We start from the raw sequence: 15630 nt of genomic DNA, 5'->3' as shown, positions 1-15630 counted from the left end.
CTGATGGCCTTGCGGAAACGCGACAGCGAGTTCCGCCATCTCGGCGTGTCTTACCTGGACTTCAAGCGCGTCGAGATGGACCGGGTTCTCACCGGTTTCCTCATGCGGGTGAACCACAACGGGCAGCCGAGCAGGCTCGCCCAGCGGCACAAGCACGAGAGCGACACCTTCGTCCAGGAATTCCTGGACGAACAGTACGCCGACCGCTTCCAGGGGTTCAGAGAACATCCCGACATGGCCGGCCGCTGGATCGAGACCCAACTGCTGGATATGGTGAACCGGGGCAAGCCGAGCCAGGCCGTCGCCGGACTGCGCCCTCTGCACGGCCTGACGTACAAATTCCGCAACTACTACCACTCGCGGGCCTATGGCGCCGACGCCCAGCTGTACGAGATGCTGCGGCACGCCCGTGACGGACGCGGAACCCTCGCCCTGGAGGCGATCCGCGGGTTCTTCTTCACCGGCCTGGACCCGGCCCTGGGCACCCCACTGCCCGACAACAGCCTCGATGTCGAGACCCAGGCCGTGCTCCACCTCAACAGCCAGGTGAAACACGACACCCCGCAGACCGTGAAGGGCTGGTACTCGGCCCCGCCGCTGTGCGTCGGGCAGTCCGACCTGCTCGCCGACGACGTGCTGAGGCTGCTGTCCCTGCGGGAACTCCTGCCGCGGATCGTCATGGTCGAATACCTGAAGATCCTCTTCGCCTTCCACCTGGCCCTGGGACAGCTCAAGACGATGAAGCTACTGACGTCGATGGTCGAGCGGTCCGGCGCCGAACCCTCCTGTGGTCCGGAGAACTGCCCCGCCGGCCCCGGCCAGGGCCGCGACGACTTCCCCGACTGCCCGTTCCGCGTAGGCCTGTTCGTGGACGTGGCGGGAGCGCCGGGAACCCCGGCCGCCGCCCTGGCCGAACGGAGCGCCGACGTCTGGCTGCGGCGTATCCCAGGCTTCGTCCGCGCCGGGTACACAGTCCGCAAACTGGACGAGTTCGCCGAGCACCTGGTGAGCCTGGGCGAGGTCACGAAGCCGTCCAGGGGATTCTTCACGGTCGCCGAGGTACTCCGGTTCGCGGACAAGACCTATCAGCAGCGCCGTGAACAGTTCTTCGCCGCAAGGATGGACTCGCTGCTCGACGACACTCCCATCGAGCAACAACCCGAGGGAGTACGGCCGCTGCTCGGCGCGGGCATGGGCCTGAGCTCATTCGAGCAGTACATCGAGCTGGTCATGGCATACCGGGGCAAATACCACAACGACTACATCATTGACTCCATCGACTCCCTCCTGCTCAAGAACCGTCCGGGAGCGGTCATCGCCCAGCCCTACCGGGGCCGCCGCCGCTTCGTCCTGGACAGCGCGCTGCTGGAGGTGCTGGTACAGATCGCGCTGCTCAGGCCGAACCCCCGGGGCACCCGGTCCCGCTTCCTGCACCACACCGCGTCCCTGCGCCTGGACGAGTTCATGGACATCCTGCGGCGCCGCTACGGCCTCCACGTGAACCAGCTGCCGGCCGGTGACGGTTTCCCCTCGACGAGCTTCGAGGAACAGGCCGTACTGCGGTCGAACGCGGAGGCGTTTACGACGCGGATGAGGGAGATCGGCTTCTACAGCGACCTGTCCGACGCCTACCTCACCCAGGTGATCACGCCGCGCTTCGTGATCGGTGCGGACGGCACGGTGACGGCGGGCGGAAGGTAGCGGAGGACACACGACATGGCACACGGACTGAACGAGATCACCGAGGCGCAGTGGCGCGACGCTCTGGAGCACGCCCTGCTGCCCAGGCTCGCCTCCGTACTGCGTGGCCGTGAGGCCGGCCACTGCATGCGCCTCGGTGACCTCGACGCCGAGCTCGCAACCCGGCTGGTGCGGGGCCTGCGCACGGCCGTACCCGATTCCCAGGTGTTCGTTCTGGGCAACGGAACCCCGCATCTGCCCGACGACGTGGCGGTGAGCAGCACCAAGCTGGTGGAGCTGCGCAACCCCGACGAGGAGGGCCGGCTGAGGCCGCCCCTGCTGGTGTTCGTGCCGCCGGGGGTGCGGGCCAGCGCCGAGGACTCCTTCGGAATCGCCACTTTCGAGCAGCTGTCTCTGAGCGACGTCCACGGCAATCTGAAGACCTCCCTGCTGCGTGAGGTGCCCGAGGCGCTGCGTCCTGCGGTCACCGAGCTGCTGGAGCGGCTCTCAGCGGAGGACTGGCCCGGGGCGAGCGACCAGGCCGCGGTCCGCTATCTGCTGACCCTGCGGGAGAACGACTTCGACCCGCAGGCGGCCGGAGCGGCCGTCTTCCTGCTCGGGCTCATCCCCGACTTCGAACTGTTCCAGGATTTGGCGGTGATCACGCGTAAGGCGGACCGCAACCGCAAGACCGTGTTGCGCCTCACGGACTCCGCCGCGACCGACCGCCAGCGGGTGCTGGCCCTGGCCCTGCCGCAGAACTCGCCGGCGCACCAGGCCTTCGTACGCCGCCTCGTCGAATTCGCGGCCGAGGGAGGGCTGGACGAGCCGGGCCGCTGGTGCCGTGCCATCGCGATCGACCAGGACAACTGGCCGCTGGCTTTCCACAACTGGCCGCAGGAGAACGAGCCCGGCGACGAGAAAGTGGGCATCGAGGTCGAGGAGCTGTCCTCGCTGCCCAAGGCGGGACAGAACCAGGACGATCTGCGCAGCCACCCGGCTCTTGAACGGCTGTTCGGTGCGCAGTACCTGCTGCCCGGCGGGCTCGCCTCGCTGCCGGTGACCTTCACGGTCGAACCGGACGCCCGCCACATCCCCGGACTCAGCCGGTTCGCCGTCCAGATCTTCGCCGAGTCCGAGACCGAGGGTGACAGCGCGGCCACCACGGTCAGCCCCACCGGCTTCACCGCGACGGTTTCGGTCACCAAGACCGCCAGGAGGCGATTCAAGGCGAACATCAAGCTGAAAAGGGGCCGCAAGGCCGACTGGGAGGAGGGCTGGCACTTCGTACGGGTCGTCCCGCTGGACTCCAACGGCGACGCCATGCGGGTCGTGGGGGCGGAGGGAACGCAGCGGCCGGACGAGAGCGACCGTTTCTACGTCGTCCCCGACGGCGAGTTCGACGATCCCCCCGTGCGCCGGTCCCAGCACGCCCCCGGCCTGGCCCAGGCGGTGAACAAGCTGCGCTTCACCGCGCTCGCCGAGGGACGGGATCCCGCACGGGTCGTCTGCCGTGACGTCGGCTGGGCCGCCAAGACCACCAAGACATGGCCGTTGAAGGCGTCGTTCGGAGCGGCCGGGTCGGTCACCATCGACCTGCCCATCCCGCTCGCCGAGGCCGAGGAGCGCATGCTGACCCGGCCGAACGCCCTTGAGGGGCCCCGTCTCACGGTCGAGGCCACCGGCGTCGCGGTACTCGGGGCCGATGAGACACCCGCCGTCACCGCTGATCCCGGCAGCGACTTCGACGCCTACCTCCAGGCCCGCGCCGACCTGTTCGCCTCTGTGCGTGCCGACGCCGAGGGTGCTGCGCCCCTGGTGGTGGAGGCGACGGATCCGCGTAGGGTCCGCAAGGAGACGGAGGCGTACGCGGAGACGTATCTGAGAGCGGTGAACCGCTGTGTCCGCGCCCTGGAGAACCCGCGGGGGAACACCGTGGACCGGGATCGCGCCGAACTCGCGCTGCTGCTGCGCACGGACACGCTCCAGGTGGATCTGACCGACGCCCGCGGCGGCCGGCGCCGGGTGATCCTCGTGGCCCCGACCCATCCGCTGCGGATGCTGTGGTGGAGCGGCCAGGCGGCCCTGGCCGACAACTGGCTGGAGCGGCTGACCAACGAGAACCGGGACACCGTCCAGGAGCGCCTGCACAGCCTCAGCACCTCACTCGTACCGCTCGGGTTTCCCCTGGTCGTGCCGCTGGCCACAGGAGAACTGACCTTCGCGGGCGGACAGCTCACCGACTTCTGGCAGGTGTGCCTGCCGAGCGAGACCGCTGACCCCCGCGGCACCGTGTCCCTGCTCGCCGCCGCTATCGGTGCGGCCTCGGAAGCAGCGGCTTCGGGGATGGTCACCGGAGCCGACCTCGCCGACCGGGTAGAACGCTACGTGCGGCTCCACCCGTACGCCGACAGCCTGGTCATCAACGCCCTGGGCGCCGGCCGGGGCGATCTGCTGACTGCGATGCTCACCGAACTGCAGAGCCGCAGGCACCTGGCCCACCTGCGTTACACCATCCGCCTGTTCGCGGACAACCCGGCCGAACCGTGGGTGGGCGAGGCACTCATCGACCTGTTCTCGCCCGCCTCGGGCCCACGTTCGGTGGCCGCCGAGGCATTCGCCACACCAGGTGACCCGCTCCGCCCCAAACTCGCCGTCGTGGTACGCGAGGCAGGCGATCTGCGACACCGGGCCGAAGAGTTCCCGGCGCATCTCAGCATCCTGTTCGATCCCTTCGGTGGAGAGCAGTACGACATCGCCCCCGGAGTCCGGACGACCGGCCGGGTGGCCGCCCACGGCCTGGTCCAGGAACTCACCAGTGTCTACGCCGAGGATAACGAGTACGTGGCCTGGAGCCGCCAGCCGCGCCACGGGGCCACCGACCCGCTCGACGGCACCGAGGAGACGGGAGATCTGCTCGCCGCGCTACCCGAGGCGCTGTCAGCCGCCGTCGTTGCTGTCACCTCGGGTGAGCCGCGTCCCGGGCATCTGCCGCAGATCACCCTGCGGCTGACGCCGGACGACCGGGCCCTGCTACACGACGTGCACCAGGTCAGCGACTGGGTCGTCACGGTGGACCGCACACTCGGCGTCGAGTACTTCGACCACGGCCGAGCCGACCGGCCCGAATACGTCATCGACTACTCGGCCACCTCACAGACCGGTCTGGGACACCACATCGTGGTCTCCTCACGATCCATCGACGAACTGCGCGCGCTGATCAATCCCGTCCTCGCGGACCAGAAACTCGACATGGAGGAACGCCATGTGGTGACGTTCTTCGACCAGTTGCGGGAACTTTCGGGCAGCTTCGCCTTCAAGCTCGCGGCCCTTGGCGAAAGCAGCCACAGCGAGGTCCTCGGCCTGGCGCTGGCGCGGCTCTATCTGGGCTCCATCGACGCGCTCAGGAACCAGATCCTGATCCCTCTCGACGCGCACGTCGATCTGTACGGGGAGGACAGACGGCGAGCCGCGACCGGTGAGGCCATGGTCCGGCTTCACCGCACTGACCTCGCCCTGCTCGACCTGGACGCGGAGCGCCGGACCATCGTGTGCCGGCTCGTCGAGGTGAAGTGCTTCAGCGGAAGCGGTGGTCTGGGTGCCTACGAGGCGAAGAAGAAGCAGATCGTCCAGCAGATTGAGAGCAGTCAGCGCGTCCTGGCCGAGCAGTTCGACCCGGCGGTCAAGCGGGCTGACCGCCCGTTGCGGAACCTCACCCTGCGATCGCTGATGGGCTACTACCTCGCCCGTGCGAACAGGTACGGGCTGTTCGACAAGAAGGCGTATGCCGAGGCGCGCTGGCTGCTGGAGCACCTGGACCACGGCTACTCGTTGGAGTTCGCGCGGACGGGTCTGGTCTTCGACCTGGGGCATTCCGGAACCGACTCCGAGGCGGACGCCGGAGTCGTCTTCCACAGGGTGGGCAAGGACACGGTCCGGCAACTGCTGGACATGATCCAGACGGAGTACCTCGGCGGCCGTGTCCACAGCACGCCGCTGCAACTTCCGACTGTCGGTGTTGACATGGAGCAGAGCGAGGTCACACGCTGTCTGCGTCCCCGACAGCGGACGCGTGACGTGCCCGATGAGCCCGCTCCGCTGCGCTCATCGGCGGACGATGAGCCGGAGGGGGAGATCGAGCATGCGCCGACAGGCGTGGATGCCTCCGACAGTCCCGAGGTGGACAAGCCTCAGGACTCCGCTCCGGTGATTTCCGAGGCTCGCGTCGACACGGCGACCGAGGCGGCAGAACCGGAATCCTCGCCCAGTGCCCCAGAGGCCCCGCAGGACGAGTCTGCGCCGCTTGAAGCCGACATCCCGGAGGAGGGAGGAGAGGCGCAGCCGAGTCCCGATGTTTTCCTCGGCGTGTCGCAGCCGACGAAGCAGTACGGCCTTCTGGGGACGACCGCGGGGCGAAAGATCGCTCTGGACCTCAATGAGACCCACACGATCAGCCTGTTCGGTGTCCAGGGTGGCGGCAAGAGCTACACGCTCGGTTCGATCCTTGAGATGGCGAGCCTGCCCGCTCCCGGTGTCAACCAGTTGTCGCATCCGCTGGCCAGCATCGTCTTCCACTACAGCGACACCCAGGACTACGCGCCCGAGTTCACCAGCATGACGCGTCACAATAGTGATGAGGCGCAGCGTGCGGCGCTACGGGCTCGCTACGGAGCCGAGCCCGCTGCACTCTCCGACGTCGTACTGCTCGCCCCGGCCGACAAGGTGGAGGAGCGGCGCGGAGAATACCCGGACCTGGAAGTGCGGCCGCTGGCCTTCGCCTCGTCGGAGCTTCAGGCGGCCCACTGGCGATTCCTGATGGGGGCCATTGGAAACCAGTCGATCTACATTCGTCAGCTCGGGCGGATCATGAAGGCGCATCGTCGCAACCTCACCCTTGAGGCGATTCGTCAAGGAGTGGAGGACTCGCCTCTGTCCGACGCTCTGAAACAGCTCGCCTTCCAGCGTCTGGAACTGGCCGCCGACTATATCGATGACAACGTGCGACTCCAGGACCTGGTCCGTCCTGGGCGCCTTATCATCGTGGATCTGAGGGACGAGTACATCGACAAGGACGAGGCACTGGGGCTGTTCGTCGTCCTTATGCAGCTTTTCGCGGACGCCACGCACGACGGACAATCCTTCAACAAGCTGGTCGTCTTCGACGAGGCTCACAAATACATCCATAGCCCGGACCTCGTCGACGGCTTGGTGGCGAGCGTCCGCGAAATGCGGCACAAGGGGATGTCCATCCTGGTGGCGAGCCAGGACCCCCCCTCTGTGCCTATCTCGCTGATCGAACTGTCCAACCACATGGTGCTGCACAAGATGATCTCGCCTGCTTGGCTCAAGCACCTCCAGAAGGCGAATGCCGCACTGGCGAATCTGACGCCGGACAAGATGGCGGGGCTCAGGCCGGGTGAGGCGTTCGTCTGGTCCAGCAAGGCTACTGACGACGCCTTCACCCGAGGAGCGGTGAAGGTCCAGTGCCGTCCCCGGGTCACACACCACGGAGGAGTGACCAAGACTGCCGTTACAGAGACCTGAGAACTGCACAGTTCGCGCGTACCGCGGTCGGGGCGACACTCTCACACCGTCCGCCCCCAATGGGACCGTATAGTCTTCATGCAGACCAACCGTAAGGACGTAGGCAGGCGCTACCGAGAGATCCTTATCCCTGTTCCTCCTAACCGTGAGACCGCGGATATGCACTCCCAGGCCTTTAGGGATTACTACCTCGGAACGCAAAGGCTTAGGGACAACTTCCTGGCATATCTCGCTGGCGAAGACAAGCATTACATCTTCATGGCCTCTGCTGTGGCTTCACTGGACGATGTTGTCGCCCCTGAGGACGACTAAAGAGACGTCGCAGTCGCGTGAGGCGGTCACTTGGTGACCGCCTCAGGGAGCCAACTAGCTGTCTCGATTCCTTTTCTCTACTTCCTGCCGCGCTTCCTGAGCGATATCGACAAGCGAACCTTGCCCAGGTACGTGCCAATACCGTGTTCCCTGGACCTGCTGATCGTTTCCCATCGCATCGCGCCGCATCTGACGCACCAAAGTCGATGGCGCATAAGCCTTGTTATCCGCGCTCCATATAAGCGGCCTGCTCTTGTTGTTGCGCCACACGGCCTTCGCTCGTCGCGGCTCCTCGTCGAGCCACCGCGGCAACTGCCGTCTTTCCGGCGTTGTGACAGGACGAAACTCCAAGATCGTGCCGTCTGGAATCAAATCCGCATCCACGATCGACCACACCGATCGTGTGACATTGCTTCCCAACCCGCCGGGCTGGTCCACCCTGGATTCAGCGTCACTCGGTGGCTCCTCGGAACTGCGTACACGCTCATAGAGGCCGCCAGCTACCCGCTCAGCTCGTTCAGACGCGCGCACAGTAGTGCCGATTTGACTATTTCGTCCGTAAGCACCATCGATGACGACGACCATCCAACCCAACGCTTTCCTGACCCGTTCGCGCACCTCAGCGAACCGCGCCTCCCAAGAGGCCGACGCTTCTTGGGTTTCAGAATCGATATCGTCGGTATCCATGGTCTGAAAGAGCACGTGGGTCAGCAGCAAGTCACCGTGGGCCGCGGCTCCAGCCATCCGGCCAGCTAGGTTTTCTTGCTCCTCAGCGAGCGCTTGACGCACCAACCTGAGGAGCCTGACACAGCGCCACACTCTCACCGCGCTCGGTTTATTACCAAAGAGCGGTTGGTAATAACGATTCTCCCACAAGGTCGAGGCGTCCCGCTTAGCTCTGGCGGCGAAGTCCGGTGAGCGGTACGTTGCGGCGAGAGCTAGCGCAGCCTCGGTCATGGTGCAGCCGTCGGCGATATTCGGTTCCGGCTCGCCTCGCTTAATTACATAATTGAGGCCTAGCGAGAGCGCAAAATCATGTCGAAGATCGAACTGTTCCGGCCGGCGGGACCGGAAGTCGCGTTCTTCCGTGGGGTTCTGCGTGTTCGCCGCGACAGTGATCCTGTCACCAAACCCCTCTGGCGTGTCCTCGAGGGATATGATGCGCACTAGCACGCGGCCGGCAGCTGCTTTGCCTGGCTTCTGTCGTACGGCGCGATAAACAGCACTCACAGTCTGAGCACCGTTGATTACGCTGGCACCTTCCAATCGGAAAGCTCGGCTTACATCCGACGTGGAGGCTGGAGCACCTTTCCCGTGTTTACGTATACGATCACAGATAAGGGTGATCCCATTGCTAAGATACCAGAAGTAGTCTGGCTCCTTGACCAGCGTGGTCCGAATCTTTTCGTTGACGTCGCTGACATCCAAGGCATCTCGGATATTGCGCGCGGTAAGGTGCCGCCCGTGCACCCTATACCACCCGGCGATCTCTTCAGCTGAAACGGTCCCATAGTAAGCCAGAAAGGGTTCTGCCACCTTACCAACGCCATGGACCTGCACATCTAGATCTACTTTTCGCTCACCGTGTTCGCCAAGGATTTCTCGATGCAAGTCCCTGAGATTCAAGACCTTGTAGTCGACTAGGTCGTCGTCCAAGTTGTGCTTGCCGATCTCTTCTTCCAGGACCGCCCGTGTGTTGGGGTGCAGGTCCGTACCGGTTACGAGTGCCAGAACGAGGGTGACTTTCGGCGACGGGCTATTCAGAGCGGAATCTATCGCAGCCGCGTGTCGGTCAATTTTACTTCCGAAACGATGGAACTCCAACTCCAGCAGGTAGTCGAGGCCCCGGATGACCGCGGAGACATCTGCTTCCCCGAAACCCGCCTCCCCCTTGTCACTCCACTTCGCCTGAACGAGGGTCACGTGCTGGCGTTCACCCTGCGGTTGGACGGCCACCGCGTCGATCCCGCGGTCCGTTTCGCAGTCGATCACTGCCCGAGCAGCGTCCTCGTCCGAGCACGCCGTCTCCATCTTCACAGCCAGCGCAGCTACCGCCCGACTCAGGAAGGCCGACTCCACGTCCGCAGGTGCACGCCCCGACCAGTCCGACATGTCGATGAGCGGCCTGAACCTTTGTTCGAGCTGCCGTTGAAGGTTACGCACCTGTACCGGGTACGCCACTGTCCCGCCCCCAATCGATCCGCGGCTCCATCAACCGCCGCCTGCGCGCGCCCACAAGAGCCGCTCAAGTCTTCGCTATCTGTATCACCATCAGCTCTCGATTGTGGACGTTCGTGCTACAAAAGGCGGTTCGGAGCCGGTCGTACAGCGGAGGAGTACGGCGTCCTTACCGGCCGGCGCCAACCGCCCGCCCCGACGGTCCAGGTGACCGGTCAAGCAAACCTCAGCGCGCGCCCCACCCGTGGTCCGCAGGAGGCGGCCCGCCGACTCGGGCGACGGGCTGCACGAGTAGCTGTCGGCGTGAGGCTCCTCCCTAAGGGATTTGCTACTTTCCCCGTCGGTCACGTAGTGTCGTATTCACCGACGCGGGGTGGAGCAGCTCGGTAGCTCGCTGGGCTCATAACCCAGAGGTCGCAGGTTCAAATCCTGTCCCCGCTACTGAAGGCCGAGGGCCGGAATTCAATCAAGGATTCCGGCCCTCGCTGTGTTGGTACAACGAGAGACTCCCGGCGCCTCACAGTGTGCCTGCGGCCCGGACGGCGGGTCTCCCAGCAAGCTCAGCTGTTCAGGCGCTCGAAGAAGTCCGCCTCACCGATGATCTCGATGTCTTTCCCAGCCTCCAACAGTTTCTCGGCGGTCTTTTGCTTGCTGCTCTTTTCCGAACCAATAGCGAACCGCCGCGGGTCGGGTGTGGCCACCACGAGGACGTCCGTCGTACCGCTGACATTCTTCACTGGGGTGGCGCCTGCGCCGGCGAGGGCCGCCTGAGCCTCAGCCCGCTTCATCCTGCTCACGGTTCCTGTGATGCAGACGGTCTTGCCGTAGAAGGCACCATCAGGGTCAGCATCCAGGTTCGCCCCAGGCATCGGAGCAGAGGGCTTTCCCTTGTAATTGCTCTTGCTCTGGGAACCAGACCACGCGTTAGGCGCTACGGTCCCATGAACTATGTTCAGTTCTTTGAGGAGTTGGTCAAGACTCGGGGCTTTGTGGTGCCGTATGGCTGCGAGCATGATGCGTGCGGCGGCGTCTGCATCGGCGCCAGCCTGGTGATGCTCTTCTAGCGTCACCTCAACGTGTCGGGCGACCTCGGGAAGCGCGTATGAGATCAGCCGCCAGGTTCTCCGGGAAACAACGAGGGAGCAGGCGTAGCGCAGCGTCGGCCAGGGGTTCCCCTCCGCAGTGCAGGCATCACGAAGCACACCCAAGTCAAAGGCCGCATTGTGAGCGACAAGGGTCCTGCCGGCAGTGAACTCCAGAATCCGCTGGAGGGCTTCCGCCCAGCTGGGAGCGGTCTCGACGTCGGAAGCCCCGATGCCATGGATGCGAGTGTTGTACGGATCGAAGTGCCTGTACGCAGCGGGAGGCTGGATGAGGGTACGCATCCGCTCGGTGATGCAGCCATCCTCGACGGCTGTAAGGCCGACTGCGCACGGGCTTCCGCGGTACCCATTGGCGGTCTCGAAGTCGATGGCAACCCAGGCGTCGCTCACGGCATACCCTCCCCTGACATGTGTAGATCCCGTGAGGGTACCGTGCAGTCGGTTGCTTTAAGCAACGGGGCCGCAAAGAGTGCGCCGCGCCTTCCCGGGGGTCCGCCGGAGGAGCGCTACCCAGTGGACCATCCGTGGACAGAGCCCGTCCGACTCGTCACGATCAAGGCCCTGACCAGCGCATTGCCTGTGAGAGAAAAGGGCCTCCGGAGCCATGTGCAAGTCAAGCCGCTCCGCTAGGTCGGTCTGTTCGGCATACTCAGGCGCCTGGACAGCAAGCGCAGGAGGTGGGCGATGTACGGCCGGAGCGATGAGACGTGGGATCAGTTGGCCAGTGCCGGCTTGAAGTTCCTCGTTGAGCGAGCACAGCTCCGCAAGGTCACGACCTACACGGAAATGAACTCTGTGCTGGCCCGGCGGACCGGACTTCCTGGTTTCGACTTCGAGCAAGCGGACGAGCGGGCGGCGATGGGCCACCTGCTCGGACTGATAGTGAAGCGGGACTATCCAGAGAGTAGGCTCATGATCTCCGCCTTGGTCCACTACCTCGACGCGAACGACGCCGGGCCTGGTTTCTACACACTCGCGCAGCAGCTCGACCTGCTTCCCAAGGGCTCCTCCGCAACGGCGAAACTTGAGTTCTGGATTGGGCAGGTCAACTCACTCCACGATCTTCATACCCGTTCGAAGCTGTCGGGACGAAGCGGGCTGTCGTAACCCACCGGTTCTGACGCACTCGGGGCAGCTGCACCACGAGCGCACCAGATCGAGCGGGGAATCGCGGTGAAAGCCGGCGGGTCCGAGGAGGACACAGTTCGGCCGTCTGCCGGGTCAAGGACCGAACCCTCGCCAGAGGCTCGCAGCTTCCCAAGCTGAGGGCCCCGGCACCGTTGTCACAGGTCGGCCGTCGCGGCGTGCCGGCTGAGCGGGCAGCACGTGTGTCGGGCTCCCGAGCATGAACGACCGCGCTAGCGTGGAGGTTATGGCTGTCGACGTGCTCACCGAGACCGTGATCGCCCGTCCCTGTGCGGAGGTCGCCGCCTATGCCGGGGATCCGACCAATGCGCCGCACTGGTACGCCAACATCATCTCGGTTCGTTGGCGGACCTCGCCGCCGCTCGCCGCGGGCTCGAAGCTCGACTTCGTCGCCCGGTTCCTGGGGCGCACCCTGACGTACACGTACGAAATCCTCGAGTACTCCCCCGAACGACTCGTGATGCGCACCGCGCAGGGGCCGTTTCCCATGGAGACGACCTACACCTGGCAGCCAGTGGACGCTGACCACACCCGGATGACACTGCGCAACCGCGGCGAACCATCCGGCTTTGCCAAGGTGAGTGCTCCGATGATGGCTGCGACTGTGCGGCGGGCAAACGTCAAGGACCTCGCCGCATTGAAAGCGCTACTGGAAGGCACCGACGCCTCCGACTCCAGCCGACGCTCACCGGGCGTCTGACATCCACGGCTGACATCAACGAGGCCGGACTGCGACGTACATCAGTGTCCCTGCCTGGCCGTCGAGTCAGAGGACAGCAGCCAGGCAAACGGCCGCTGATCGAACTCCTAAAGCGGTGCTCACACACGAGCGCCCCCCTGGGCCGTCCTCGGGCCGTGGAAGGGCGCTCAATGGTGACCAACGTCGACAGGTGCCGACAGCTCGGCAGCAGGTCAGAGTGTTGATCGGTCAGGCGGCCGCAGGTCACGGCCGCCCGTGATCAGTTGTGGCTGTTCAGACGGCGTCCGGTGAGCGATGCGGCCTGAGCACAGAGGCCGGCGGCGCAAGCTAATGGGCAGAAGCGAACTGGCTGCTTCATCTTCCGCAGAGGCGGACTCGGTTGTACGCCGCTGAGAGCCCTCGGCCGACTCGGAGCCAGATGAACAGGTCCAGGGAACCGCCTGAGCTGCCAACGCACAGCGCGCGCCCCCTCCACCACACGCAGACAGCTACCTGGCCGCCTTCCGCGTATGCCTGACAGGCTGACTGCTGTGGTGCTACAAGTCGCTTATGGCTCAATACGGTCTCGCGCACCCTCTGTACCTCGACGTCCAGATGATGGTCAGTTTCCTTGCCTACCTTGAGGGAGGAGTCTACGTATCGACGGAGGAGACCACCCAACGAGAGAAGTCGAAAGAAGGGAAGGGTGGGGGCGACGCAAAGATGAAACTTCCCTCATTGGGGGCGCTGCTGGGTATGGAGGCCTCGCTCAGCGCAGAAATGGGAGGTCGAGTAGGTGAGACAGCCGAGATCAAAGTGGCACGACACCATACCGCAGCGAGTCTATTCAACGCGCTTCGCAGCCACCTCGCGGATTCTAAGAGCATCACGATTCACAGGGCCGAGAAAGAGGCGGATCTAGCATCTCTTTCCTCTGGAGACTTCGTCGAATCTTCGGGACGCTATACGGGAAATCCCCTAGAGAAAAATCTGGCCTTCATGGGGAAATTCCTTGAATATATCCAACTCATCACAGAGGCTGAGGAACGAAACAGGCAACGCACCTCCAGTGCTCGCCGTTCAGGTAATCCTCAGACGCGAGCCTCAGCCACGCAAGTCCAGTCGCCTGGCGGACTGTCCGAGTTGGCTGACCAGTTCCGGGAATTCCAAGATAGCGCTGAACTAAATTTCCTACAGAAAGTTAAAGAGGAAATCGAAGCGTCTCCTATTCAGGATGTCGTTCTGCGGACCCGATCCGGCCTGCAAGTGATTCTGACCGTATCATCCGACTACTACAATCAGTCTGTGGGTGAATGGCTCGATTCCGGAGATTTCACAGTCCTGGGAAAGGTAACTCGCGTACTGAGCCCTGGAGAGTCGATCAATCTGTCGCGACGAACCGTCATTGGGAGTATGGACGATGGGGAAGACATGGTTACCTCATTGACTACGTCGTTCCCGCTTGTTGGAGACTCCCAGTCAGCCGTGGTGGACTACCCAGCGGTGCAAGTTTTGCCGATGGCCATCTACGTCTGAAGTGTCCGCGGGGAGCAAGAATGGTGAGTGTCTAACTGCGTGACAACGCCGATTCACAGAGGCGGACAAGCACGCACACCTGCGGATTATCGCAACAGGTGAGAGGCACGCCAGCCTAAGTCGAGCCTCGCCCAAAGTTGCCCCGCGGCCCCCGCCGACTCGGCCACCACGGTCTGTCGACAGGGGACCTAGGGGCGGAAGAGGCAACGATATATCCACCGGCCTGTAGGCGCTACCCGCTGCGCGGCCGTCTACTGCTGCCGGACAAGGTTCGGCATTGGGACTCCGCCGCCCGCGATGTACTCAAATCCGCATACGAAGTTTGGCCCACAGGACAAACATTTCAATTAGCCTCTTGAGACCTCGCTGATCTTTCAGCCAATGTGCACCATACGCGGAAGATGAGAGCTAGCACGAGATAGAACAGGACATCACCAAGGGTCTCCCCCCACTTCGTGCCTTTGTGGAGGAGGACTTCAATGCTGTTCTCGATGGCAACGATATTGGCGAGCAGGGTCGCCACCCAGAATAGCCTGCGAGCCAAGCGAGCTCGAGGTGAGCTGAGCGGTCCCAGCAGGAAGACGCGTCGCCAAGTCACTGCCCGTCTCGGAACAGGAGCGGGCTCAGCGCCCTCAACCGACCTGTAGCAGCTGTCCAGCCAGTCCTGGGCAGCTTCGGAAGTGTTCCCAAGTGGGCCGAGTAGCTTGCGCGCCTGCAGCCAGCCATGAACGAAATCGACCTGCATCTGGGCATTCGCCAACTGGTGCCTACGTCTTTGCTCGAAGCTCCTGCTGCCCCAGCGATCCTTGATCACGATTCCAGCAGCGTTTACCACAGCCGTTACCACCGGCACCACCAGTGGTGTGGCGTACTTCAGAACGTCTCCAATATTCGCCATGCTTCTATTTCAACGTCCCTATCCGGACTCTCCGGCAATACGGTGACATGCATGCCGTGCCCGGCGGGATCAGCCGCGCGCCACTGTCACCTGCCTGGAGCCAACATGGAAGCCTGTCGGCCACCTAGATCGTGGTCTTGCCTCGGCATTCGTGTGACCCTCGTGCCTCATCAGACGATCAACGACAGTTTCGGCGCGGGATACAGTGCCAAAGGCATCACCTCTGAGAGAAACGTGTGGCCGTTCGTTCCTTGGCTGCCGCAGCTTCAGCGAGCGCTCAGCGAAGTGCACGAAGGCACGGGGTAGCCATGGACAACAGCGGCCCTTGGGGAGCGCAACTCGAGAACCCGCAGGTCGGCCTTCCAAACCGGAGACGGCCCCGGCAGTACGACCAGGGCCGTCTCCAGGCCCTCCGAAGGCGACCGGAGCGTGCGCAGTTATAGAGGTCGATACATCTCACTGCCGCGATACTTGGCGCGGCAGATTTCAACCGGCATGGTCCGGAGGCGCATCACAGACCGTCGGGGCAAAGCCGCGCGGGGAGCGCACGGCAC

Annotated in this window: 8 protein-coding genes and 1 tRNA gene; 6 read left to right on the top strand and 3 right to left on the bottom strand. The window is 64.0% G+C overall.

What is annotated here, in order from left to right; genetic code table 11:
- Positions 1-3 precede the first annotated feature (3 nt).
- Positions 4-1701 carry a methylation-associated defense system protein MAD7 gene (gene mads7 / locus AAW14_RS32045; RefSeq protein WP_265567938.1) on the top strand — a complete coding sequence of 566 codons (1698 nt, stop codon included), beginning with the start codon at positions 4-6 and terminating at the stop codon, positions 1699-1701.
- 15 nt (positions 1702-1716) lie between these two features.
- A complete protein-coding gene (gene mads8 / locus AAW14_RS32040) occupies positions 1717-7224 on the top strand; it encodes a methylation-associated defense system ATP-binding protein MAD8 (RefSeq protein ID WP_265567937.1) in 5508 nt (1835 codons plus the stop codon).
- 366 nt (positions 7225-7590) lie between these two features.
- On the opposite strand, the gene AAW14_RS32035 is transcribed toward mads8, so the two are convergent.
- Positions 7591-9528, bottom strand: coding sequence for an AIPR family protein (locus AAW14_RS32035; protein ID WP_265567936.1), 1938 nt, complete (start codon positions 9526-9528; stop codon positions 7591-7593).
- Positions 9529-10081: 553 nt separating this feature from the next.
- On the opposite strand from AAW14_RS32035, the gene AAW14_RS32030 reads away from it, so the two are divergent.
- Positions 10082-10155, top strand: a tRNA-Met gene (locus AAW14_RS32030).
- Between the two features lie 119 nt (positions 10156-10274).
- Here AAW14_RS32030 and AAW14_RS32025 read toward each other — a convergent pair.
- A complete protein-coding gene (locus tag AAW14_RS32025; RefSeq protein WP_265567935.1) occupies positions 10275-11207 on the bottom strand; it encodes an exonuclease domain-containing protein in 933 nt (310 codons plus the stop codon).
- Between the two features lie 294 nt (positions 11208-11501).
- On the opposite strand from AAW14_RS32025, the gene AAW14_RS32020 reads away from it, so the two are divergent.
- From AAW14_RS32020 to AAW14_RS32010, 3 genes are all read left to right on the top strand, one after another.
- Positions 11502-11924 carry a hypothetical protein gene (locus tag AAW14_RS32020; RefSeq protein ID WP_265567934.1) on the top strand — a complete coding sequence of 141 codons (423 nt, stop codon included), beginning with the start codon at positions 11502-11504 and terminating at the stop codon, positions 11922-11924.
- 277 nt (positions 11925-12201) lie between these two features.
- Positions 12202-12663: an SRPBCC family protein gene (locus AAW14_RS32015; protein WP_265567933.1), complete on the top strand. Its 462-nt coding sequence runs from the start codon at positions 12202-12204 to the stop codon at positions 12661-12663.
- A gap of 549 nt (positions 12664-13212) precedes the next feature.
- Entirely contained in the window at positions 13213-14178 is a 966-nt protein-coding gene (locus AAW14_RS32010) for a hypothetical protein (protein WP_265567932.1), read from the top strand.
- 343 nt (positions 14179-14521) lie between these two features.
- On the opposite strand, the gene AAW14_RS32005 is transcribed toward AAW14_RS32010, so the two are convergent.
- Positions 14522-15076 carry a hypothetical protein gene (locus AAW14_RS32005; RefSeq protein WP_265567931.1) on the bottom strand — a complete coding sequence of 185 codons (555 nt, stop codon included), beginning with the start codon at positions 15074-15076 and terminating at the stop codon, positions 14522-14524.
- Positions 15077-15630 lie beyond the last annotated feature (554 nt).

Origin of the sequence: Streptomyces hygroscopicus (genome assembly GCF_026168105.1) — a bacterium.
Classification (GTDB): domain Bacteria; phylum Actinomycetota; class Actinomycetes; order Streptomycetales; family Streptomycetaceae; genus Streptomyces; species Streptomyces hygroscopicus_D.
Note: the sequence above shows the minus strand (reverse complement) of the source record. Positions and strands in the feature narration are given on the sequence as shown.

Coding starts and splice junctions, on each gene's coding strand:
- mads7 (WP_265567938.1), top strand. CDS start 4: ATGGCCTTGCGGAAACGCGACAGCGAGTTCCGCCATCTCGGCGTGTCT.
- mads8 (WP_265567937.1), top strand. CDS start 1,717: ATGGCACACGGACTGAACGAGATCACCGAGGCGCAGTGGCGCGACGCT.
- AAW14_RS32020 (WP_265567934.1), top strand. CDS start 11,502: ATGTACGGCCGGAGCGATGAGACGTGGGATCAGTTGGCCAGTGCCGGC.
- AAW14_RS32010 (WP_265567932.1), top strand. CDS start 13,213: ATGGCTCAATACGGTCTCGCGCACCCTCTGTACCTCGACGTCCAGATG.
- AAW14_RS32005 (WP_265567931.1), bottom strand. CDS start 15,076: ATGGCGAATATTGGAGACGTTCTGAAGTACGCCACACCACTGGTGGTG.